Origin of the sequence: Methylobacterium crusticola (genome assembly GCF_003574465.1) — a bacterium.
In the GTDB taxonomy this organism is placed as follows: domain Bacteria; phylum Pseudomonadota; class Alphaproteobacteria; order Rhizobiales; family Beijerinckiaceae; genus Methylobacterium; species Methylobacterium crusticola.
The window spans coordinates 1-22,169 of sequence record NZ_QOWC01000144.1; the positions used below are offsets into that span (position 1 = coordinate 1).

A 22,169-nucleotide genomic window follows, 5' to 3' on the forward strand; every position below is an offset into this window, starting at 1 on the left:
CGCGCCGAGGAGCCCGGGCCCCCCGCCGCGGGGCGCCGGGAGCGGGCGGGCCCGCGGCGGCGGGGCGCGCGCCGGCCGGGTGACGAGGGAGAGAGCCATGCCTGTCCTGGCCAGCGCCATCCTGGCGGGGTGGTGCCGCATCCCGTCCCGCCGGGGCCGCGCGGGTCGGGCGCGGCCCGCGCCCGAGTTCAACCCCGGCGTGCAGGCGACGTCGAGCCAGCGACTCATGGTCGCGGCTTGGCCGGGCGCACCAGCCACGTCACCGACGCGTAGGCGCCGAGCCACGAGCCGGCCGCCGCGAACGCGACGTAGGCGGGGTTCTCGGTGTAGCTGATCACCGCGAAGGCCGAGAGCAGGTACCAGACCGCGCTCCAGTTCGCCGCCGGCACCCGCCGGCGGGCGGCCACGGCGGCGTTGAAGAACACGTAGGCGGCGTCCGTGACGGCCGTCGCCGCCAGCACGCCGACCGCAATCAGCGGATCGATCGAGGCCATTGCTACATCCATCGGTTGCATTTAATACTTACGCAACCATAATGGCTGTCGGCGGTTGATTCGTCCCCCCACCTCCGGCCGCCCAAGTCTTCGTCGCATCGGCCGAGCACCCGCGCGCTGAGCCGTTCCGCACGCGAAGGTTTCCCGCGGTTCTGCCGCGGGTCTCTTCGATCAGTTTTCCGAGGATCTTGCGAGGATCTTGCATGTCGGCATTCGGGACAGAGACGGCCGTGGTCAGCCTGGGCGTCTCCTGCCAGACAGCGTGGCAGATCAACAAGCAGGTCGACCTCTTGTCGCACCTGACCGGGGAGCGCCTGGTCGCGTCCTCGGCCCCGTTCGACTGGCTGATCATGCCGCCCCGGAGCTTCGCCGGCTGGATGGCTGCCGGAGGCCGGTTCCCGGAGGCGCCCGACGAGATCGTGGTCCATCCGAACTTCTACTGGCCGGCGCACAACCTCCACTTCTGGCACGAGTTCACGCAGGACGGCGCCGTCGCGCTCGACGCCACCTTCGCCCGCACGAAGGCGAAGTTCGCCCACCTCCTGGCGAAGGTCGAGGCGCTGCGGGGCTATCGCCGCTGCCTCCTCTTCGTCTCGAACACGCAGAGCAACCTCGACGAGGTCACGCGGGTGTCGCCGCCGATGGATTTCCGCTTCACCGCGGGCGCCATGGCGGCCCTGGTCGAGGCGGCCCGGGTCACCTTCGGGGAGGCGGCCGAGGTGCATTTCGTGGCGCGGCCGGACCGCGTCGCCCTCGCGGACGGCCACCCCTTCAACCTGCACCTGATCGGCGGCGAGGGGCCCGGCGGCGCCGCCGACGTCCTCGGCGACGAAGCCGCCTGGGAGCGGGTGTTCCGGGCCGCAATCCGGCCCGGGGCCGGCGCGCACCGGCGCGCGGCCTGACCCCGGCAGACCACCGCGGGACCCCTCCGGCACCGGCCCGCGCGGCGACGCACCGGTCGCGGTGACGCACCGGTCGCGGCGACGCACCGGTCGCGGCGACGCGGTGGGCGCGGCGCGGAAAAAAACCCCATCCCTCAGGAGCAATGGCGATCATGGCCGAGAGACCGCTATCCGTCCTCGTCACCGGCACCGTCGAGGACAGGCTCAACAGCAACACGGCCATCCGCCGCTACATCGCGCGGGGGTTGCGCGATCTCGGGCCGCAGGTCGCGGTGCGGGAGGTCGGCTACGGCGCCCTGATCGCGTCGCCGGGGATCGGCCCGGTCGACGTCGTCGTCGCGGTGGGCGGGGTCGCGGTCGATGCCAGCAACCTCACGGCCCTGCGCCGCATCGCCGACGGCGCCGGGGCGGCCCTGGCCTTCTGGGTCCACGACGACCCCTACGAGTTCGACTACTCCTTCCGCCTGCGCGGCATCGCCGACCTCGTCTTCAACACGGACCGCTGGTCGACCGCCCATTACGGCGACACGCCCGCCGTGCACCTCCCCCTGGCGGGCTGCCTCGACACGCATTTCCGCCCGATCGACCCGGCCGAGCCGCGGGACCTGACGGTCTTCTTCTGCGGCTACGCCTACGGCAACCGGATCGACTTCCTGCGCGAGAGCACGGGCGTCCTGCGCAAGTGCCGCACCTACGTCTGCGGGGCGGAGTGGCCGCGGGACATCCCGTTCGCGCGCAACGAGCGCATGACGCCCGACATGTTCGCCGACACCGCGGCGCGGGCGCTGTTCACCCTCAACATCGGCCGCGACCTCAGCATCGCCAACGCCCGCTTCAGCCTGAGCCCCTCGACCCCCGGGCCGCGGACCTTCGAGGTCGCCCTGATGGGCTCGGCCCAGCTCTTCCTGGCCGAGGGCCTGGAGATCCTCGACTACTTCGAGCCGGACCGGGAGATCGTCCTGATCGACGGTCCCGCCGACCTGAAGCGCTGGATCGAGCGCGCGCAGGACGACCCCGCCTCGATCGTCGCGATCGCGCGCCGGGCCCAGGAGCGCGCCCTCTCGGAGCATTGCTACGTCCACCGGGCCGAGGCGGCCGTCGCGCACCTCGTCGCGCGCGGCCTCGTGCGGGCGCCGGCCGGGACCGATGCGGACCTGGTCCCGCTCGGCCCGGCGGGCTTCGTCCCCGCCATCGCGGCGGAGTGACCGGCCTGCGCGGCCCGACGACGGGCATCCGCGGCGCGGCCGCGGCCGGGGCGGCCGCCGCGGACCGACGAGACATCCCGACGCTCCGACACAAGAACGCGAGAGGGCGAGACCGTCCGGTGAGCACGACCTTCCGAATCCTTGTGCTGGACACGGCAGCACAGACCCACAATTCCTACATCCCCCTCGCCATCGTGGACGCGCTCCAGCGCCATCCGGCGGTGGAGCTCGTGCGGCAGGCCGATTACGGCACCGCCATCGAGGTCTTCCGCAGCCAGCGCTGCGACACCTTCCTGGCCGTCGGCGGGGCGGGCGGCGACTTCGCGGTGATCGCGCGGCTGTGCGCCCTGGCGACCCGGGCCGCCCTCTGGACCACGGAGGACCCCTACGAGCTGGAGGAGAACCTCCGCATCGCCGCGCCCTTCGACGCGGTCTTCACCAACGACCTCGCCTCGCTGCCCGTCTACGGCGAGGCCGCCCGCCACCTGCCGCTCGCGGCGAGCCCCCTCTTCCACGACCTCGCCCCCGGGCCGGACGAGGAGGCCCTGTACGACCTCTGCTTCGTCGGCACCGCCTGGCCGAACCGCGTCCGCACGATCAACCGCATCCTCACCGGGGTGCGCCGCCCGCTGCGGATGAAGATCGCGCTGCCCGCCAACCCGCACCTGCCGCCCGTCGAGCTGGTCGACCGCGCGCTGTTCACGAACTGGCGCGTGCCGAACCCGGAACTCGCCCGGATCGCGAACCGCAGCCGCATCACCCTCAACCTCGAGCGCCAGTTCTCGGCCGCGCGGCCCGACCAGGCCAGCGGCTCGACGCCGCCGCCGCGCCTGTTCGAGAACGCCCTCGCGGGCGCCTTCCAGATCTCCCTCGGCGGCGGCGCCGAGGCCCGGCGCTACTTCGACCCCGAGACCGAGATCGCCTTCTGCGACGGCGAGGACGCGCTGATCGAGCGGATCGAGTGGGCCCTCGACCACCCGGAGGCGCGCACCGCCATGGCGGCGGCCGCCCGCCGCCGGGCGCGGGCCGAGCACCTCTACGACCACCGCGTCGACGCGATCCTGGCCGCGCTCGCCACCTGCGCCCGCCCGGCCCCGCCGGTCACGGCCGAGGCCGCGCGCAAGCGGGTGCTGCTCGTGACCCACAACGTCGCCGGGCACCAGCCCGGCGGCGGGGTCGAGACCTACCAGCACGAGCTCGCCGAGGGCCTGGCCGAGTTCGAGGTCTACACGGTCTTTCCCCAGACCAGCGGCGGGGCGACCTTCTACACCCTGATCGCCCACCGCACGGGCGAGCGCCACCGCTACGGCGTGCCCCACGGGGTCGGCACCGACGCCCTGCACGACGCCGCCCACGAGCAGGTCTTCGAGCGGATCCTGGTCGAGAACGACATCGACCTCGTCCACTTCCAGCACCTGATCGGGATGCCGCTGTCGCTGCCCGTCATCGCCCGGGCCTGCGGCGTCCCCACGCTCTACACGCTCCACGACTTCTACCTCGTCTGCACCAGCTTCAACCTCATCGACTATCGCGGCCAGTTCTGCGACATCGCGAACCGCTCGCCCAGCGAGTGCGGGATCTGCCTGGGAGCGTCCGGCATCTCCGGCGACGCGCAGCAGCGGCGGCGCAACTTCATCGCCCGGATGCTGGACGCGGTGGACGTCGTCGTCGCCAACACGCCCTTCACGGCCGACTACGTCCGGGCGATCTATCCCGGCCTCGCGCCCGAGCGGGTGAGGGTCGTCGAGATGCTGACGCCGGCGCCCCACCGGCCGGCGGTCGCCGCGAGGCCCGGCGGGGCGGACGGGCAGCCCGCGCCCCTGCGGGTCGCCATCCCGGGCAACTTCACCCGGCCGAAGGGCGCGGACGCGGTCCTGCGCGTGATGAGCGCCCTGCGGGACGAGCCGGTCGAGTTCGTGATCCTGGGCACCATCCAGGACGTCGAGCTCGAGCGCCACGTGCGCGGCCTCGCGCTGCCGCGGGTGACGCTCCACGGCGGCTACGCGGCCCACGAGCTGCCCTCGCTCCTGCGGGGCGTGGACCTGTCGCTGCACCTGTCGGTGTGGCCCGAGACCTACATGATCTCCCTGAGCGAGGCCTGGGCGTCGGGCGTCGTGCCGATCGTGACCGATCTCGGCGCCCCGGGCGAGCGGGTGCGCGACGGCGTCGACGGCTTCAAGGTCGGCGTGAACGACGCCGGGCGGGTCTGCGACGTCATCCGCGCCATGGCGTTCGACCGCGACCGCCTCGCGGTGCTGCGCCGCAACGCCGCGGCCCGCCCCGCGGTCTCCCCGGCCGAGCACGTCGCCGAGATCGGCGCCCTCTACCACGACCTGATGCGGTCCCACCCGATCCGCCCCTCGGCCGCGACCGTGAGGCCGGAGCGCGACTGCATCCTGAGCAGCCGGGCCTGCGGCATCCGCACCAACAACCCGTCGTGGAAGCAGGAGGGCAGCGGCTGGGACGCGCCCGCGCCCGCCCGCCCGGCCCGCGAGACGCGCGAGGCCGACGTCTGGCGCACCTTCCCGACGCGCTTTGCCCACATCGCCCGCGAGACGGTCCCGCCCGAGCGCCAGTCCCTGGTCCGCCTCGCGGTGGACCGCCTGGAGGCCGACCACCGCACCGCCTCCGGGTCCGCCATCGCGGTCGCGCGCGGGCTGCGGGTCGAGGGCTGGGCCTTCGTCGCCGGCCACGGGCGCAGCCTCGACGTGATCCTGCACGTCAAGGGCGAGGACCGGGAGATCTACGCCGTGAACCCGCCCGTGCGCCGGGCCGACGTCGCCCGGCACCTCGGCGAGGCCGCGGCGGAGACGTCGGGCTTCAGCTTCGACCTCGATCTGGCCCAGCTCCGCGACGGGCCCCACGACGTCCGGCTGCTCCAGGTCTACGACGGCATCGTGATGGATCTCGGCAGCCTGTGCACGATCCTGGTCGACCGGGGCGGCACCGCCGCGCCCGGGCCCGAGCAGGCCGGGCGGGCGGATTTCGCCCCCGGCCCGGCCGCGGTGCCGCGCCCGGCCTCGGCCGACGCCGCCCTCGTGCGGCTCCAGCCCGACCCGGCCGGCGCCCCCGCCCTGCTGGTGGAGGGCTGGGCCGCCGACCGCGCGCGCCGGCGCGTCCTGCCGCAGGTCCATGTCGGCTTCGTCCGGCAGGACGGCGCGGCGGCCTGGTTCAAGGCCGCCCGGGGCCGCGCGCCCGCCGCGCTGTCGGGCGAGGACCCGCTGTTCTCGTTCTGCGGCTTCCGCCTCGCCGTCCCCCAGGGCCTCCTGGAGCCCGGCCTGCACCGGATCGCCGTGGCCGAGTCGGACCGGGGCGAGACCATCGTGCACGAGACGGACGACGCCGTGATGGCGTTCCCCGACCGCGTCGTGCCGGCCTCCCGCGAGGCCGTCGCGGGGCCCGGCACGGACGCGGTGCCCCGGGTGAGCGCGCCGCCGCCCGAGCACCGGATCGCCATCGACCAGGCCGAGACCGACGGCGGCCGGCAGCGCCACAGCCTGTCGATCGACGGCGACCGCTACCTCTACCTGCGGGGCTGGGCCTTCGTGCCGGGCCTCGGGCGGGCGAGCGGCCTGTTCCTCAACCTCGTCGGGCCCGAGCGCTCGCTGCGGGTCGCCCTCGCCCCGATGCCGCGCGGGGACGTGGCCGCCCACCTCAAGTCCAGCGAGGCCCGGGACGCGGGCTTCGAGGTCCTGCTGCCCCTGCGCGACCTGCCGCCCGGCCGCTACGAGGCGGAGGTCCACTACGCCGCCGAGGCCGCGACGGCGGTGCTCCCGGTCGACCTGCTGGTGGACAAGTCGGCGGCCCTCGCGGCCTGAGGCGACGCCCCCCGCACCCCTTCCGGCGCCGCACCGGCGCCTCCCATCACCGCGATCGAGGACGAGAGAGATGGCGATCACGATCTTCAAGGGCCGGCACGGGCTCGTCGCCCACTACGAGGAGGACCGGGTGATCGGCCAGTCGCTGCGCGTCTACGGCGAGTGGGCCGAGGAGGAGATCTACCTCCTGTCGCACGCCGTCCGGCCCGGCGACACCGTCCTCGACGTCGGCGCCAACGTCGGCAGCCACGCCATCGCCTTCGCCCGCCTCGTCGGCGGGGCGGGCCGCGTCCTGGCGATCGACGGCCAGCGCCGGGCGAGCGACCTCCTGGCGCTGAACCTGCTCCTCAACGGCGCCGGCAACGTGACCCGGATCGAGGGCCTGGTCGGGCGCGAGACCGGGATCCTGCACCTCGAGGGCGAGGGCAGCCCCGAGAACCTCGGCTGCATGTCGTTCCGCGACTCCGTGGGACGCTCCGAGCGGGGCGCCTCCGCGCTCCCGATCGCGCTGTTCTCCATCGACAGCCTCGCGCTCCCGGCCTGCCGGCTCGTGAAGATCGACGTCGAGGGCATGGAGCTCGACGTCCTCGCGGGCGCCGCCCAGACCATCGCCCGCCACCGGCCCGTGATCTACTTCGAGCAGACCTCGGACACGAACTTCGTCGAGATCGCGACGCTGCTCGAGGAGGCCGGCTACCGGCTGCACTGGCACGTCGCCAACCCGTACAACCGGCGCAACTTCCGGGGGCATGACGGCAACATCTTCGGCGGCACCTGCGAGGTCAACGTGCTCTGCCTGCCCGACGGCGAGACCCTGGACCTGCCGGAGGCGGTCACCCTCCACCCCGTCGTCGACCGGCGCTACGCGCCGCCCCCGAGCACCACCGGCACGGAGGGCTGGAGCCTGCCGGCCGACGCCTACCGGACGGTCCCGGAGGTCTCGCACCGGCCGGGCGTGGTGCTTCCCCCGGACCCCGCCCGCTTCGTCGGCCGGCAGGATTACGAGCTGCTCGAGCAGCAGTTCCTGGACCTGCGCCGCGACCGCATCCGGGCCCAGGAGATCATGAACTATCAGGCGGGCCTGCTCTCCGGCCTGGCGCCGGCCGGCGCGACGCCGCGCGAGCCCGTCCCGGCATGATCCCCGCCGCCCGTCCGCGACACGGAGCACCGCGATGGCCGACATCCTGCTGATCGGGCACAGCCACACCCAGAGCATCGTCCAGGCCCTGCAGGCCCGGTCGGCCGCGGTGGGCTGGGGCGTCGTCGGGATGCCGTCGGGGGCGAACCCCGTGGTGGCGACCGGGGAGGGCTACCGGCTCGACCCCGGCGTCGCCGCCGGCCTGCGCCGGCAGGTCGGACCCGAGACCCTCTGCATCTCGACCATCGCCGGGAACGCCCACAACGTCCTCGCCCTGATGGCGACGGAGCCGCCCTTCGACTTCATGACGCCGGGGGGCGCCGAGCCGGTCAGCCCCCGGGCGGAGCTCGTCCCGTACGCCAGCGTCCGGCTCTCGTTCCGGACCATCCTGGACGAGGGCGACCTGTCGATGCTGCACGCCACCGGCCTCGCGGTGCCGGAGATGCGCTACCACCTCGAGTCGCCGCCGCCCCTGCGCGACGGCGACCTGATCCGGTCGCGCATGGACCAGTACTTCATCCAGACGTACCCGGAGGCGCAGGTCGCCGACAGCTGGCTGCGCCTGAAGATGTGGCGGCTGCACTCGGCCCTGTTCGCGGAGGCCTGCGAGACGCTGGGGATCGCGTTCCTGCCCGCGCCCCCCGAGGCGGTGGACCCGGACGGGTTCCTGCGGCCCGAATTCGCCCACGAGACGAGCTCGACCCACGCCAACGTCGCCTACGGCGCCCTCGTCGCCGACCAGATCGAGAGGCTGACCCGATGAGGCACCCCTACGCCGAGGCCCCCTCCTACACCAAGTGGCGGCACGCCGTGGCGGCCCCCGCGATGGCCGAGGTCGACCCGGCCGTCGGGTTCCCGTTCCGGCTCACCCGGCAGGACCGCGTCGCCACCGCCGGGAGCTGCTTTGCCCAGCATATCGGCCGCTCCCTCAAGGCGCAGGGCTTCGCCTACCTCGTCACCGAGACGGCCCACCCGTTCATCGCCAACGTGGCCGGGCCCTGCGCCTACGAGCAGTTCTCCGCCCGCTACGGCAACGTCTACACGGCGCGGCAGATGCTGCAGCTGGTGCAGCGGGCCCTCGGCCTGTTCGAGCCGGCGGACCGGGCCTGGACCGGGCCGGGCGAGGCGGTCTACGACCCCTACCGGCCGACCGTGCAGCCGGGCGGCTTCATCTCGGTGGCGGAGCTCGAGGCCGACCGCGCCCGGCACCTCGCCTGCGTCCGCCGCCTCCTGGAGGAGCTCGACTACCTGGTCTTCACCCTCGGGCTGACGGAGGCCTGGATCTCGGCCGAGGACGGCGCGGCCTATCCGCTCTGCCCGGGCGTCGCGGCCGGCCGCTTCGATCCGGACCGGCACCTGTTCGTCAATTCCGGCGTCGACGCGATCGTGGCCGACGTCGAGGCCTTCCTGGCGCTGATCCGCTCCGTGAACCCGAGGGCGCGCCTGATCCTCACGGTGTCGCCCGTGGCACTGGCGGCCACCGCCGAGGACCGGCACGTGCTGGCCTCCAACACCTACTCGAAGGCGGTGCTGCGGGTGGCCGCCGAGACCCTGGCGCGCCGCCACCCGGAGGAGGTGGCCTACTTCCCGTCCTACGAGATCATCAGCGGCATCCACAATCGCGGCAGCTACATCCTCGACGACCTGCGCTCGGTGAGCGAGGCCGGGGTCGCCCACGTCATGGCGTCCTTCGCCCGCAACGCCACCGAGCAGGGCCCGGAGTTCTGCCCCGTCCCGGCGGCCGCGGCGCCCCCGCGGCGCTCGGCGCTGTTCGACGACCTGTCCCGGCTCGTGAAGGCGGAGTGCGACGAGGCGATGCTCGGCGCCTGATCTCGCGGCCCGGCGTGCCGGGCCGGTGCCCGCTGCGCGAGCCCGGCGCCCCGTCGGCGGATTGGCGGGCAGTGCCGAGTGACGAATGTTGACATTCATCACTCGTTTGCTAGAGTGCCCTGCATGCGGCCGGGCCGGTCGCGATCCCGCGTTGAGCTCCGCCCCCTCGCTCCGCACGGGATTGCCCTCGGCCCGGCCGTACTGCATGGAGCGCGGCGATCCTCCGACCCAGCGCTCCGCCCGCATGTCCCCGCGATCCTGCCTCGTCCTCGGCCTCCTGGCCGGCCTCGCCGGGCTCAGCCTGCGCCTCGCGCTCCCGGTGACGCCGGTCGACCAGGATTTTCGCGACGTGATCGCGTTCTACCGCTCCCTCGGCCCGGGCCAGGCCCATTGAGGCGCGGCGGCCCGGGTGATGGGGCCGCGCCCTCGCGGACGCGGCGAGCGGCAGGGGCCCGACGGGCGAGCGGCGCCCGTCCCGGCCGGGACGGACGCCGCACAATTCGCGATCCAAATGGGGGGAAGGCCGCCGCGGCCTACTCGCCCGGCGCGTCCGCGCCGGTCTTCGCGGCCTCGCCGCGGCCCGGGACCGGCGTGATGCCGCCGATGACGCGGACCGGGCGGCCGCCCGCGGGGGGCGATTTCCAGGCTGGTTCCACCGTCTTCGCCGGGGCCGGCGCCGCCGGTGAGGCGGCCGGCTCCGACGCCGGCCTGATGTCGGCCCGCACGGGGGCGGCCGGGGCGGGCGTGCCGGCCTGCGACAGCGTGCCGGCCTGCGGCAGCGTGCCGGCCTGCGGCACCTGGGGAGTAGCCTGGGGCGGCTTGCGCGGCTCCGTCAGGGCGGCCGGGCTCTCGATCGGCTTTGCCGGGGAGGTCCGGGCCGCCGTCCTGCGCGGGGCCTCGGGCCTGGCCGCCTCCGGCTGCGTCACCGGGCCGCTGCGCGCCCGCGGGCCGTCCGGGTTCAGCCCGAGCGGATTGGCACCCAGCGCCGTGCGGGTGGCCGGCGCGGCGGGAATCGAGGCCGGGCGCGGCTCGTCGCTCGGAGGCAGCGGCCGGGCCGCCACGCGGCGGCCCTCGGGGACAACCTCACCTCGCGGGAGGACCTCGCCTCGCGGCGGGACGGAGTCCCGCGGCGCGAGGGTCTCACGCTGGGGGAAGGGCTCCCGCGGCGCGGGAACGCCCCGCGGCACCGGGCCGGGATAGGGCGCGGCCATGGCCGGGCGCTCGAGATACGGGTCCGGGCGGGGGCCGGGGCGGACGTCGGCCTCGGTCCAGCCGTAGCCCGGCCGCCGGCCCGGGATCGCCGCCGGGGGATAGAGGGGCGCCTCCAGGCGCTCGCGCTCGAGGATGCGGCCGCTGCGCGCGTCGAGGGTGAGCCGGACGCGGTTGCCCCAGGGGCTGTCGGCCTCGACCAGGTAGGTCTCGCCGTCGAAGCGCGGGTGGCCGAGGGCCGTGAAGCCCTCCTGGCCGAGCCGGCGGAGCACGGCCCGCGGGGCCAGCACGGCGTCGACCTCCTCGTAGCCGTAGCCCTGGGCCCGCGCGGGCTCCGGCCGCAGCAGCGCGGCGCCCGCCGGCGCGAGGGCCGCGAGGGCGAGCGCGGCCAGGCCGGCCGCGCTCGTCTTGGACCGCTGAGCAGTCATCGTCCCGCATTCCCTTGTTTCAGGGGTTATGCCGGGCGCGCGGCCCGCACTCCCCTCGTGCTTGGACACCTCCTGTTAACCGGGTGATTGAGGCGGGAATACGGGGGGCATGCCGCGCGGGCGGCCCGTCGAGCCGGCGGCCCGCCAAGCGGGCGATGTCAGGCGGCTGCCCGGCGGCTCGCCTGCCGGGCGAGGTCCAGGAAGGCGTCGACCTCGTCCGCGCCGGTCGAGAAGGCCGTGATGAGCCGCACCAGCGCCTCGCCCTCGGCGACCGCCTCGCCCGGCGGCAGGCTGCGGCTCGTCCAGTCGTAGTAGAGGGCGCCGCCCTGCCGCAGTGCCCGGTCGAGGGCGGCCGGCAGGATCGGGAAGACCTCGTTGCCGCCCACCGGCCAGGCCAGGCGCACGCCCGGCAGCGCCCCGAGGCCCTCGGCCAGGCGCGCCGCCATCCGGTTGGCGTGGCGCGCATTGGCGAGCCAGTGGTCGCCGGCCAGGTAGGCGTCGAGCTGCGCCGCGAGGAAGCGGCCCTTGGAGAGGAGATGGCCGGCCCGCTTGCGGCGGTACTCCAGCGTCTCGGCGAGGTCGGCCCGGAACACCAGGATGACCTCCGCCGCGAGGGCGCCGTTCTTGCTCGCACCGAACGACAGGATGTCGACCCCCGCCTTCCAGGTCATCTCGGCGGGGCTGCACCCCAGCGCCGCGACCGCGTTGGCGAAGCGCGCCCCGTCCATGTGCACGCTCAGGCCGTGGCGGTGGGCGATGTCGCTCAGGCGCGCGATCTCGTCGAGGCCGTAGGCCTGGCCGCTCTCGGTCAGCTGCGACAGCGACAAGGCGCGGGGCGGCATCTGCTTCACGTGGCGGGGCAGCGCCGCGAGCCAGGCCGCGAGCGCGGCGGGATCGATCTTCGAGCCGGTGCCGGGCAGGCCCTGGAGCTTGGCGCCGTGGGTGTAGAATTCCGGCGCGCCGCACTCGTCCTCCATCACGTGGGCCTCCTCGTGGCAGAGGCAGAGGCCGAAGGGCGGCACCATGGCGGCGAGGGCCAGGGCGTTCGACGCCGTGCCGGTCGCGACCGGGAACACCGCGAGGTCCCCGTGCTCGAACACCTCCCGGAAGCGCGGCGTGAGGCCGAGCGTCAGGGGATCGGCCCCGTAGGCCGGCAGCGCCCCCGCGTTGTGGCGCACGATCGCCTCCAGGATCGGAGCGCTCGCGCCCACCACGTTGTCGCTCGCGAAGTTCATCGGTGGCTCTCCGGTCGGGTCGGGCGGCCCGTCGTGGGGCGGGCCCGTCCGCGGGGTCTCGCCGCGATCATGCCGCCTCCCGCGCGCCGGCGCGACCGGGCCGCGCTCATGACGCCCATGCATCCCGCCCGGGCTCCGTCGCGGTCTCCCGCCGGCGCCCCGCGCCCCCGCCCGGCCGAGAAAAACTGCGCCGCCCGCGCAGGATTCGGCATTTCCTTGCGGCCGAGCGCCGCGTTACGCAAGAAAGGGTCGGGCGCCGCCGCCGTGGCCCCTTGCTGGACTCGTTGAAATCTGGCAGGTTCCGAAGTTAGGACAGTACCGCTGTCCCATTTCGCCGGGGGCGAGCGCGCTCCCCGGCCTGAAGGGCGCTGGCTTGTGGCTTGCACGACGGCCAAACGAGATTTGAAACGCGCCGCCCACCGGGCGGTGCGGGCGCACGCCGGCTGACGCCAGCCCGTCGAGCGCTCGCGAGGTGCGGGCGCTCCCTTCGCGAGACGCGGCCGACCCTCCGACGACAACCAGGTGGCGGTCCCCGGGCACGGATCGCCCGCCTCCGCGGCGGTCCTGCACCGCCCGCGCACTCCGCCTGCCTCTGCGGCAGGCACATCGGCCGGCCGGCGCCCTGCCCGAAGGCCGCCCGACGTTTGAGCGCGCTCGCCCGCGAGCCTTTTTGGGAGACGAGACGATGAGCGGCACGGACCAGTCCCAGCACCCCGAGGCCCCCGGCCGCGGGCCGGCGGCCCCGGTCCTGATCGTGCGCGACCCGGCCCTGCCGGCCCCCCAGGGGCTCTACGATCCCGGCCGCGAGAAGGATGCCTGCGGCGTCGGCTTCATCGCCGACATGCGCGACCGGCGCAGCCACGCCATCGTCCAGCAGGGGCTCCAGATCCTGGAGAACCTCGACCACCGCGGCGCCGTCGGGGCCGACCCGAAGATGGGCGACGGCTGCGGCATCCTGGTGCAGGTGCCGCACGCCTTCTTCGCGGCGGAGGCCGGGCGGCTCGGCATGACCCTGCCGGAGACCGGCCATTACGGCGTCGGCCAGCTCTACATGCCCCGCGACGAGGACGGCTTCCGGCTCGTCGAGGGCATCGTCGAGAAGGCGATCGCCGACGAGGGCCTGACGCTGCTCGGCTGGCGCGACGTGCCGGTGGATTCGAGCGACCTCGGCGAGAGCGTGCGGCTGAGCGAGCCGCGCCACCGCCAGGTGTTCATCGGCCGGCCCGCCTCGAGCGCCGACCAGGACGCCTTCGAGCGCCGCCTCTACCTCGTCCGCAAGGTGATCTCCAACGCCGTCTACACCCTGAAGGACGAGCGCCTGAAGGAGTTCTACCCGGTCTCGCTGTCCTCGCGCACCATCGTGTACAAGGGCATGGTGCTGGTCCACCAGCTCGGCCGGTACTACCTCGACCTCAAGGACGAGCGCTTCGTCTCGGCCCTGGCGCTGGTGCACCAGCGCTTCGCCACCAACACCTTCCCGACCTGGCGCCTGTCCCATCCCTACCGGATGGTGGCCCATAACGGCGAGATCAACACGCTGCGGGGCAACGTCAACTGGATGGCGGCCCGGCAGGCCAGCGTCGATTCCGAGCTGTTCGGCAACGACATCTCGAAGCTCTGGCCGATCTCCTACGAGGGCCAGTCGGACACCGCCTGCTTCGACAACGCCCTCGAGTTCCTGGTGCAGGGCGGCTACCCGCTCGCCCACGCCATGATGATGCTCGTGCCGGAGGCCTGGGCCGGCAACCCGCTGATGAGCGAGGAGCGGCGCACCTTCTACGAGTACCACGCCGCCCTGATGGAGCCGTGGGACGGGCCCGCCGCCCTCTGCTTCACCGACGGCCGCCAGATCGGCGCCACCCTCGACCGCAACGGCCTGCGCCCGGCGCGCTACATCGTGACGGATGACGGCCTCGTCGTGCTCGCCTCCGAGATGGGTGTGCTGCCGATCCCCGACGAGCGCATCGTCGAGTCCTGGCGCCTCCAGCCCGGCCGCATGCTGCTCATCGACCTCGAGAAGGGCCGCATCGTCTCCGACGAGGAGATCAAGGGCGAGCTCGCCGCCGCCCACCCCTACAAGGACTGGCTCAAGCGCACCCAGATCGTGCTCGAGGACCTGCGCCCGGTGCAGCCGCGCGAGGCGCGCACCGACGTCTCGCTCCTCGATCGCCAGCAGGCCTTCGGCTACACGCAGGAGGACCTGAAGCTCCTGATGCAGCCGATGGCGGTCACCGGCCAGGAGGCGGTCGGCTCCATGGGCTCGGACACGCCGCTCTCGGCGCTCTCCGACAAGGAGAAGCTCCTCTACACCTACTTCAAGCAGAACTTCGCCCAGGTGACGAACCCGCCGATCGACCCGATCCGCGAGGAGGCCGTGATGAGCCTCGTCTCGTTCATCGGGCCGCGGCCGAACATCCTCGACCTCGAGGGCACCTCGCGCAAGAAGCGCCTTGAGGTGCGCCAGCCGATCCTGACCAACGCGGACCTCGAGAAGATCCGCTGCATCGGCCACTTCGAGGACCGCTTCGACACCAAGACGCTCGACATCACCTACGCGGCCGAGACCGGCGCGCCGGCGATGGACGGGGCGCTCGACCGGCTCTGCGACCGGGCCGAGGCGGCGGTGCGCGGCGGCTACAACATCATCGTGCTGTCCGACCGGGCGGTCGGTCCCGACCGCATCCCGATTCCCGCCCTGCTGGCCACCGCGGCCGTGCACAACTACCTGATCCGCAAGGGGCTTCGCACCTCCGTCGGGCTCGTGCTCGAATCCGGCGAGCCGCGCGAGGTGCACCATTTCGCCTGCCTGGCCGGCTACGGCGCCGAGGCGATCAACCCCTACCTCGCCTTCGAGACCCTCATCGGCATGAAGGACGAGCTGCCGCCGGAGCTCACCGACGACGAGATCGTCTACCGCTACATCAAGTCGATCGACAAGGGATTGCTGAAGGTGATGTCCAAGATGGGCATCTCGACCTACCAGTCCTATTGCGGCGCGCAGATCTTCGACGCGGTCGGCCTCAACTCGACCTTCGTCGAGCGCGACTTCTTCGGCACCGCCACGACCATCGAGGGCATCGGCATGGCCGAGGTCGCCGAGGAGACGGCGCGCCGCCACCGCGACGCCTTCGGGGACGCGCCGGTCTACCGCAACGCCCTCGACGTCGGCGGCGAGTACGCCTACCGGCTGCGCGGCGAGGCCCATACCTGGACCCCCGACACCGTGGCGATGCTCCAGCACGCCGTGCGCCTCAACGTGCCCGAGCGCTACCGCGCCTTCGCCAGGCTGGTGAACGAGCAGGAGAACCACCTCAAGACCATCCGCGGGCTGTTCCGCATCAAGAGCGCGGCGGAGATCGGGCGCACGCCCGTCGACCTCTCGGCCGTCGAGCCGGCCTCCGAGATCGTCAAGCGCTTCGCCACCGGGGCGATGTCGTACGGCTCGATCTCCAAGGAGGCGCACGAGACCCTGGCGATCGCCGTCAACTCGTTCGGCGGCCGCTCGAACTCGGGCGAGGGTGGCGAGGAGCGCGAGCGCTACCGGCCCCTGCCGGACGGCCGCTCGCGCCGCTCGGCCATCAAGCAGGTGGCGTCGGGCCGCTTCGGCGTCACGGCGGAGTACCTCGTCAACGCCGACATGATGCAGATCAAGGTGGCGCAGGGCGCCAAGCCCGGCGAGGGCGGCCAGCTGCCCGGCCACAAGGTCGACGCCAAGATCGCCAAGGTCCGGCACTCGACGCCGGGCGTCGGCCTGATCTCGCCGCCGCCGCACCACGACATCTACTCGATCGAGGACCTGGCCCAGCTCATCTTCGACCTGAAGAACGTGAACCCGGCGGCCGACGTCTCGGTCAAGCTCGTGTCGGAGGTGGGCGTCGGCACGGTCGCGGCCGGCGTCGCCAAGGCGCGGGCCGACCACATCACCATCTCGGGCTACGACGGCGGCACGGGCGCCGCCCCCCTGACCTCGATCAAGCACGCCGGCGGTCCCTGGGAGATCGGCCTCGCCGAGACCCAGCAGACCCTCGTCCTCAACCACCTGCGGGGCCGGGTGGCGCTCCAGGCCGACGGCGGCATCCGCACGGGCCGGGACGTGCTGATCGCGGCGCTGCTCGGGGCCGACCAGTTCGGCTTCTCGACCGCGCCCCTCATCGCGGCCGGCTGCATCATGATGCGCAAGTGCCACCTCAACACCTGCCCGGTCGGCGTCGCGACCCAGGATCCGGTGCTGCGCAAGCGCTTCAAGGGCACGCCCGAGCACGTCATCAACTACTTCTTCTTCGTGGCCGAGGAGCTGCGCGAGCTGATGGCGGCCCTCGGCGCCACCACGCTCGACGCGCTCATCGGCCGCTCGGAGTACCTCGACAAGCTCGCCGCCATCTCGCACTGGAAGGCCAAGGGCCTCGACTTCACCCGGCTGTTCCACAAGCCGGACGTGCCCGCGCACGTGGCGCTCCGCCACGTCGAGACCCAGAAGCACCCGATCGACCACGTCCTCGACCGCCGCCTGATCGCGGCGGCCGGCGGCGCCATCGAGACCGGCGAGGCCGTCACCGTCGAGGACGTGATCCGCAACTCCGACCGGGCCGCGGGCGCCATGCTGTCGGGCCTCGTCGCCAAGGCGCACGGGCACGAGGGATTGCCGGACGACACCATCACGCTGAAGCTCACCGGCACCGCGGGCCAGAGCTTCGGCGCCTGGCTCGCCGCCGGCGTGACGCTCAGCCTCACCGGGCACGCCAACGACTACGTCGGCAAGGGGCTGTCGGGCGGCAAGCTCATCATCCGGCCCTCCGACGCCCTCGGCTCGCCGGCGGACCGGACCATCATGGTGGGCAACACCGTGCTGTACGGCGCCGTCGCCGGGGAGGCCTACATCCGGGGCGCCGCCGGCGAGCGCTTCGCGGTCCGCAACTCGGGCGCCATCGCGGTGGTGGAAGGGATGGGCGACCACGGCTGCGAGTACATGACCGGCGGCGTCGTGGTGTCGATCGGCGAGACCGGGCGCAACTTCGCGGCCGGCATGTCGGGCGGCATCGCCTACGTGTTCGACGAGGACGGCTCCTTCGCCAAGCGCTGCAACCTGTCCATGGTCGACCTGGAGCCGGTCGAGGCGGAGGACGAGTTCATGCGCCGCTTCCACCAGGACGGCGATCTCGAGACCAAGGGGCGCATCGACATCCTGGCCGACATGTCGGGCCACGACGAGGAGCGCCTCGTCGGCCTGATCAACAATCACCTCAAGTACACCGGCTCGGTGCGCGCCAAGGCGATCATCGACGACTGGGACACGCTCCGCACCAAGTTCGTCAAGGTCATGCCCGTCGAGTACCGCCGGGCCCTGCGCGAGATGGAGCGGGCCCGGATGCCGGTGGCGGCGGAGTAGCCGCCGCCGCGCCGCGGAACGGGGCCTTGCGCGTCCGGCACCGGAGGACCCCCCTCCGGGCCCGGGCTCCCCGGGGGGCTTGAGATCGGCATCGTTGCCCAGGGAGGCTCGGGATGGAGATCTACGGCGACGACAAGTCCGGCAACTGCCTGAAGGTGAAGTACGTCGCCGACCGCCTCGGCCTCGCCTACACCTGGGTGCCGGTCGACATCATGCGGGGCGAGAGCCGCACGCCGGACTACCTCGCCCGCTTCCCGGCCGGCCAGGTGCCGGGCGTGGCGTTCCCGGACGGGCGCTGCCTCGCGCAGTCGAACGCCATCATCCGCCACCTCGCCCGCGGCAGCGCCCTCCTGCCCGACGAGGCCTGGACCCAGGCGAAGATCGACGAGTGGCTGTTCTGGGAGCAGTACAGCCACGAGCCGACGATCGCGGTCTGCCGCTTCCACATGCGCTACAGGGGCGAGCCGGCCGAGACCCGCGACCCGCGCAAGGTGGCGGGCGGGGAGGCGGCCCTCGACCTGATGGAGCGACACTTGACCGCCGCCGCGTGGCTGGCGGGCGACGCGTTCACCATCGCGGACGTGGCGCTGTTCGCCTATACGCAATTCGCCGACGAGGGCGGATTCGACCTGGAGCCCCGGCCCGCCGTGCGGGCCTGGCTCGCGCGTTGCATCGAGGCTCTCGGCCTGCGCCGCGACCATCCCGCAGCCGTCGCAGGGCTCTGACGAACCCGGCGCCGGCCCGAACACCTCCCCGAACTTTTCGAGTTTCTCCCGATGGGCAAGGTCACAGGCTTCCTCGAGTACGACCGGCAGGAGCAGAAGTATCAGCTCGCCGCCGACCGCGTGCGGCACTTCCTCGAATTCACCCTGCCGCTCGACGAGCACGACCTGAAGAAGCAGGCGGCCCGCTGCATGGATTGCGGCATCCCGTTCTGTCACGGCCCGACCGGCTGCCCGGTCCACAACCAGATCCCGGACTGGAACGACCTCGTGTTCAACGCGGATTGGGAGGAGGCCTCGCGCAACCTTCACTCCACGAACAACTTCCCGGAATTTACCGGCCGCATCTGCCCGGCGCCGTGCGAGGAGGCCTGCACCCTCAACCTCGAGAACCAGCCGGTCGCGATCAAGACGATCGAGCAGGCCATCGCCGACAAGGCCTGGACCATGGGCTGGGTCGTGCCCGAGCCCCCCAAGGCCAGGACCGGCCGGAGCGTGGCGGTGATCGGGTCGGGCCCGGCGGGCCTCGCGGCGGCCCAGCAGCTCGCCCGGGTCGGCCACGACGTCCACGTCTTCGAGCGCGAGGCGAAGGCCGGCGGCCTCCTGCGCTACGGCATCCCCGACTTCAAGATGGAGAAGCGCCACATCGACCGCCGGGTGCGGCAGATGGAGGCCGAGGGGGTGCGGTTCCACTACGGCGTCAACGTCGGCGTCACCCGCTCCTTCGTGAGCCTCCACAACGAGTTCGACGCGGTGCTGTTCGCCGGCGGCGCCGAGGCGCCGCGCGATCCCGGCCTGCCCGGCCAGGAGCTCGAGGGCGTGCACTTCGCCATGCCCTACCTCGTCCAGTCGAACCGCCGGGTCGGCGCCGAGCCCGAGCCCCGGGACGGCGGGCCGCCGATCGTGGCCTCCGGCAAGAACGTGGTGGTGATCGGCGGCGGCGACACGGCCTCCGACTGCGTCGGCACCGCCTTCCGGCAGGGCGCCCTCTCGGTGACGCAGCTCGACATCCGCCCCCGCCCGCCGGAGCGGGAGGACAAGCTGACGGTCTGGCCCTATTGGGCCACCAAGATGCGGACCTCCTCGAGCCAGGCCGAGGGCGCCGAGCGCGAGTTCCAGGCCGCGACCCTGAGGATCGAGGGCAACAAGAAGGGCCAGGTGAGGGGCGTGGTCTGCGCCCGGGTGGACGAGCGGCGCAAGCCCGTGGCGGGCAGCGAGTTCCTGCTCCCCGCCGACCTCGTCTTCATGGCCATCGGCTTCGCCGGCCCGCTCGCCACGGGGCTGGTGGAGGAATCCGGCGTCGCGCGCGACGCCCGCGGCAACGTCAAGGCCGACGACACCGCCTACCGGACCTCGAACGACAAGGTCTGGGTGGCGGGCGACATGCGCCGCGGCCAGTCGCTGGTGGTGTGGGCGATCCGCGAGGGCCGCCAGGCCGCCCGCGCCATCGACGAGACGCTCATGGGGGCGACGACCCTGCCGCTCTGAGCGGGCCTCCCCGGGGGAAATCCCCCGGGAGCCGCGTGCTCCGGCCGGGCGCCTCGCCCGCGCGGAGCCCCGCGCTCAGCTGCGCGGCCAGCGGAAATCGTCGGCCCGGCCCGGCTGGGGCGCGGGCGCCGCGCCGCGGGTCAGGCTGCGCTCCATCGTGTAGCCGGCGTCGCCCTCGGCCCGCGGCCGGCCGCTGGTCAGCTGGCCCCCGGGCGAGATCTCGTTGCGGGTGAGCGGCACCACCGGGCCGGCGGCCGGCTTCACCGGCAGGGCCGGGATGCCGGGCGGCTCGGGCAGGCTCGGCAGCATCGCGGTGATCAGGCGGTCGATGGCCGCGTCGTCGTCGAGCTTGGGTGCGGCGCCGGCCTCCGGCGCCGGGGCCGCCGCCACGGCGTCCGGCACCGCCGGCACCACGCCCTTGGCCTCCATCAGCCGCTTGATCTCCACGTCGGCGAAGTGGGCGGCCTTGCGGGCGCCGGCCTGGGTGAAGTGGACGCCGTCCGAGGTGCGCAGGCGCGCCGGCTGCCCCTCGAGGTCGGGACCGGTGGCGGAGTAGCGGTTCTGGTCGTCCAGGAAGGCCGGCCAGATGTCGACGTAGACGCCGCCGGCGCGCTGGACCCGATCGCGGAAGATCTCGTTGAGCGACGAGATGTCCGCCGAGAGACCGTCGCTCTTCATCGGGGGCGCCCCGACCCAGACCACCGGCAGCTTGCGGTCGGAAAACACCCGCAGCAGGGCATCGACCCGGTCGCGGTAGAGGACGCGCCAGCGGTCGCTCAGCGCCTCGACGGTCTGCTCGCCGTCGCGCAGGGGCTGGCGGTCGTTGGCGCCGAGCATGACGACCGCGTAGCTCACCTTGGGATTGGACTTCAGGTAGTCCTCGGCGGCCTTGGGCCAGTCGACCACGTCCTTGCGCACGAGGCCGCTGTCGCCCTTGGCGCGCCGGATCACCACCACGTCGCCGTTCGCCTCGTAGACGGTGTCGAGGCCCTGGCCGAGGAGGTCGGCGAGGGAATCGCCGAACACCGCCACCTGGGTGCCCGGATTGGTCTTGGGCTTGGCGGCCGGGGGCTTGGCGGCGACCGGGGCCGGGCGGGGCTTCGGCCGCTGGACGGAGCGGCCCTCGTGGCTGCGGACGGGCTCGCGGGCCTCGCGGCGCGGCCGCGGCGTCCGGTAGCCGCCGGAATAGCCGCCGGGCTGCGCCGGCTCCTGGACCTGCGGCTGCGCCGGGCGCTCCTCCCAGGGCCAGTAGAATTGCCGCTGCGGCTCGGGGGCCGGTGCGGGAGCCCGGCGGTAGACCTGCCGCCCGTAGCCGTCGGAGTCGCGCCGGCGGCGGTAGCCGTAGGGATCCTCGACCGCCCGGCGCTGGCCGTAGCCGTCGTCGAGGCCCCACTGCGCCCGCGCCGGGCCGGCGGCGCTCCCGAGGAGCGGGAGCGCCAGCCCGCCGACCAGAAGGGCGCGGGCGAGGCGTTCGCCGCACGCGCCCCGCGCCACCCGCCAAGCTACCAGCATCGTCTCCCCGCACACGGACCGGCGCGGCCGCCCGCGCGGACGGGGCGGCCTGCCTCCGCAGCATAACGCGCCGGGCGTCGAAACGCACCTTCGTTGCCTGGCGCTGCGCCCGGGGCGGCCCGGCGCCGGAACCGGGACATCCCGGCGGCGCGGGTCCCGGCGCCCGCGATGAGGGCCGATTCAGCATGAATCGACGTCGCCGGGCCCCGGCGCGCCCGCGCCCGGCCGCGCAGGGCCGGCCGTTAAGCGCGCCCGGCCGATGGTCGTCCCGCGCGAGCGACCGCCCCCGGCACGGCCGCCGCGGCATGGCCGCCGCGGCGGCAGGCAGGCTCGACCCATGGGACAGGCGGTGCGACGGCTCGGCGTTCAGGCCATGATCCTCCTCGCGCTCTGCGCGGGCGTGCTCCTGGGGCAGGGCGGCCGGGAGGCGGCTGCGGTGTCGCTGCGGCCGGGCCTCGATCCGCTCGAGCCCTGGCCGCTCGCCGCGCCCGCGCGGCCCGGCCCCGGGATGCCCGCCCCCGCGGCGGCGGCGGTCCGGGTGATCCTACCGCTGCCCTGGACCCGCGCCAGCGCGGCCCTCGCCGAGGACGCCCGGCGGCCGGACCCCTCGCGCGGCGCCCCGCCGTGAGCCGGGCCCGCGGCCCCGCCCCGTCGCCTCTCCCGGCGTCCCGGTCCCGTCCGCGGCGGACCCGCGTCCAGGCCGCCGGCGCGCTTCAGCGGTTGGCCGTCGTCACCGGCGACACGGCGCGGCCGAGGGAGACCCAGGCGACAGCGTCCTGGGCCTCGCGCTTGATGAAGGTGT

The 22,169-nt window shown here is 73.7% G+C and carries 15 protein-coding genes and 1 pseudogene; 11 read left to right on the plus strand and 5 right to left on the minus strand.

Annotation, left to right across the window (positions count from 1 at the left end; genetic code table 11):
* Window positions 1-224: 224 nt before the first annotated feature.
* Window positions 225-494, minus strand: coding sequence for a hypothetical protein (locus tag DT057_RS26345; RefSeq protein WP_128565059.1), 270 nt, complete (start codon window positions 492-494; stop codon window positions 225-227).
* Between the two features lie 203 nt (window positions 495-697).
* Between DT057_RS26345 and DT057_RS26350 the strand changes: the two genes are divergently transcribed.
* The 7 genes from DT057_RS26350 to DT057_RS26380 all read left to right on the plus strand — a co-directional run bounded on the left by DT057_RS26350 (window position 698) and on the right by DT057_RS26380 (window position 9,781).
* Window positions 698-1,396 carry a hypothetical protein gene (locus tag DT057_RS26350; protein ID WP_128565060.1) on the plus strand — a complete coding sequence of 233 codons (699 nt, stop codon included), beginning with the start codon at window positions 698-700 and terminating at the stop codon, window positions 1,394-1,396.
* Between the two features lie 152 nt (window positions 1,397-1,548).
* A complete protein-coding gene (locus DT057_RS26355) occupies window positions 1,549-2,601 on the plus strand; it encodes a glycosyltransferase family protein (protein ID WP_238313782.1) in 1,053 nt (350 codons plus the stop codon).
* Between the two features lie 119 nt (window positions 2,602-2,720).
* Window positions 2,721-6,419 carry a glycosyltransferase family protein gene (locus DT057_RS26360; RefSeq protein WP_128565062.1) on the plus strand — a complete coding sequence of 1,233 codons (3,699 nt, stop codon included), beginning with the start codon at window positions 2,721-2,723 and terminating at the stop codon, window positions 6,417-6,419.
* A gap of 70 nt (window positions 6,420-6,489) precedes the next feature.
* Complete coding sequence (locus tag DT057_RS26365; protein ID WP_128565063.1) at window positions 6,490-7,557, plus strand: FkbM family methyltransferase; 1,068 nt, start codon at window positions 6,490-6,492, stop codon at window positions 7,555-7,557.
* 34 nt (window positions 7,558-7,591) lie between these two features.
* A complete protein-coding gene (locus DT057_RS26370; RefSeq protein ID WP_128565064.1) occupies window positions 7,592-8,320 on the plus strand; it encodes a hypothetical protein in 729 nt (242 codons plus the stop codon).
* Window positions 8,317-9,387, plus strand: coding sequence for a GSCFA domain-containing protein (locus DT057_RS26375; RefSeq protein WP_128565065.1), 1,071 nt, complete (start codon window positions 8,317-8,319; stop codon window positions 9,385-9,387). Before DT057_RS26370 ends, DT057_RS26375 begins: the two co-directional genes overlap by 4 nt.
* A 151-nt stretch (window positions 9,388-9,538) precedes the next feature.
* Complete coding sequence (locus DT057_RS26380) at window positions 9,539-9,781, plus strand: hypothetical protein (RefSeq protein WP_128565066.1); 243 nt, start codon at window positions 9,539-9,541, stop codon at window positions 9,779-9,781.
* A gap of 139 nt (window positions 9,782-9,920) precedes the next feature.
* On the opposite strand, the gene DT057_RS26385 is transcribed toward DT057_RS26380, so the two are convergent.
* The gene (locus DT057_RS26385; RefSeq protein ID WP_128565067.1) at window positions 9,921-11,024 is read right to left on the minus strand and encodes a hypothetical protein; all 1,104 of its coding nucleotides are present in this window, start codon (window positions 11,022-11,024) and stop codon (window positions 9,921-9,923) included.
* Window positions 11,025-11,182: 158 nt separating this feature from the next.
* Window positions 11,183-12,259 (minus strand): threonine aldolase family protein, encoded by a 1,077-nt coding sequence (locus DT057_RS26390; RefSeq protein WP_128565068.1) that lies wholly within the window; start codon window positions 12,257-12,259, stop codon window positions 11,183-11,185.
* Between the two features lie 685 nt (window positions 12,260-12,944).
* On the opposite strand from DT057_RS26390, the gene gltB reads away from it, so the two are divergent.
* The 3 genes from gltB to DT057_RS26405 all read left to right on the plus strand — a co-directional run bounded on the left by gltB (window position 12,945) and on the right by DT057_RS26405 (window position 19,855).
* A complete protein-coding gene (gene gltB, locus DT057_RS26395) occupies window positions 12,945-17,645 on the plus strand; it encodes a glutamate synthase large subunit (protein ID WP_128565069.1) in 4,701 nt (1,566 codons plus the stop codon).
* A 113-nt stretch (window positions 17,646-17,758) separates the two neighbouring features.
* Entirely contained in the window at window positions 17,759-18,370 is a 612-nt protein-coding gene (locus DT057_RS26400; RefSeq protein WP_128565070.1) for a glutathione S-transferase family protein, read from the plus strand.
* 51 nt (window positions 18,371-18,421) lie between these two features.
* Window positions 18,422-19,855 carry a glutamate synthase subunit beta gene (locus DT057_RS26405; RefSeq protein WP_128565071.1) on the plus strand — a complete coding sequence of 478 codons (1,434 nt, stop codon included), beginning with the start codon at window positions 18,422-18,424 and terminating at the stop codon, window positions 19,853-19,855.
* A 75-nt stretch (window positions 19,856-19,930) separates the two neighbouring features.
* On the opposite strand, the gene DT057_RS26410 is transcribed toward DT057_RS26405, so the two are convergent.
* Window positions 19,931-21,367, minus strand: a complete 1,437-nt coding sequence (locus DT057_RS26410) for an SGNH/GDSL hydrolase family protein (protein WP_128565072.1) — start codon at window positions 21,365-21,367, stop codon at window positions 19,931-19,933.
* A gap of 337 nt (window positions 21,368-21,704) precedes the next feature.
* Here DT057_RS26410 and DT057_RS26415 point away from each other — a divergent pair, with 337 nt between their 5' ends.
* Entirely contained in the window at window positions 21,705-21,995 is a 291-nt protein-coding gene (locus tag DT057_RS26415; RefSeq protein ID WP_128565073.1) for a hypothetical protein, read from the plus strand.
* 85 nt (window positions 21,996-22,080) lie between these two features.
* On the opposite strand, the pseudogene DT057_RS36935 reads toward DT057_RS26415, so the two are convergent.
* Window positions 22,081-22,169 (minus strand): annotated as a pseudogene (locus DT057_RS36935) (transglutaminase-like cysteine peptidase); the annotation flags it as partial.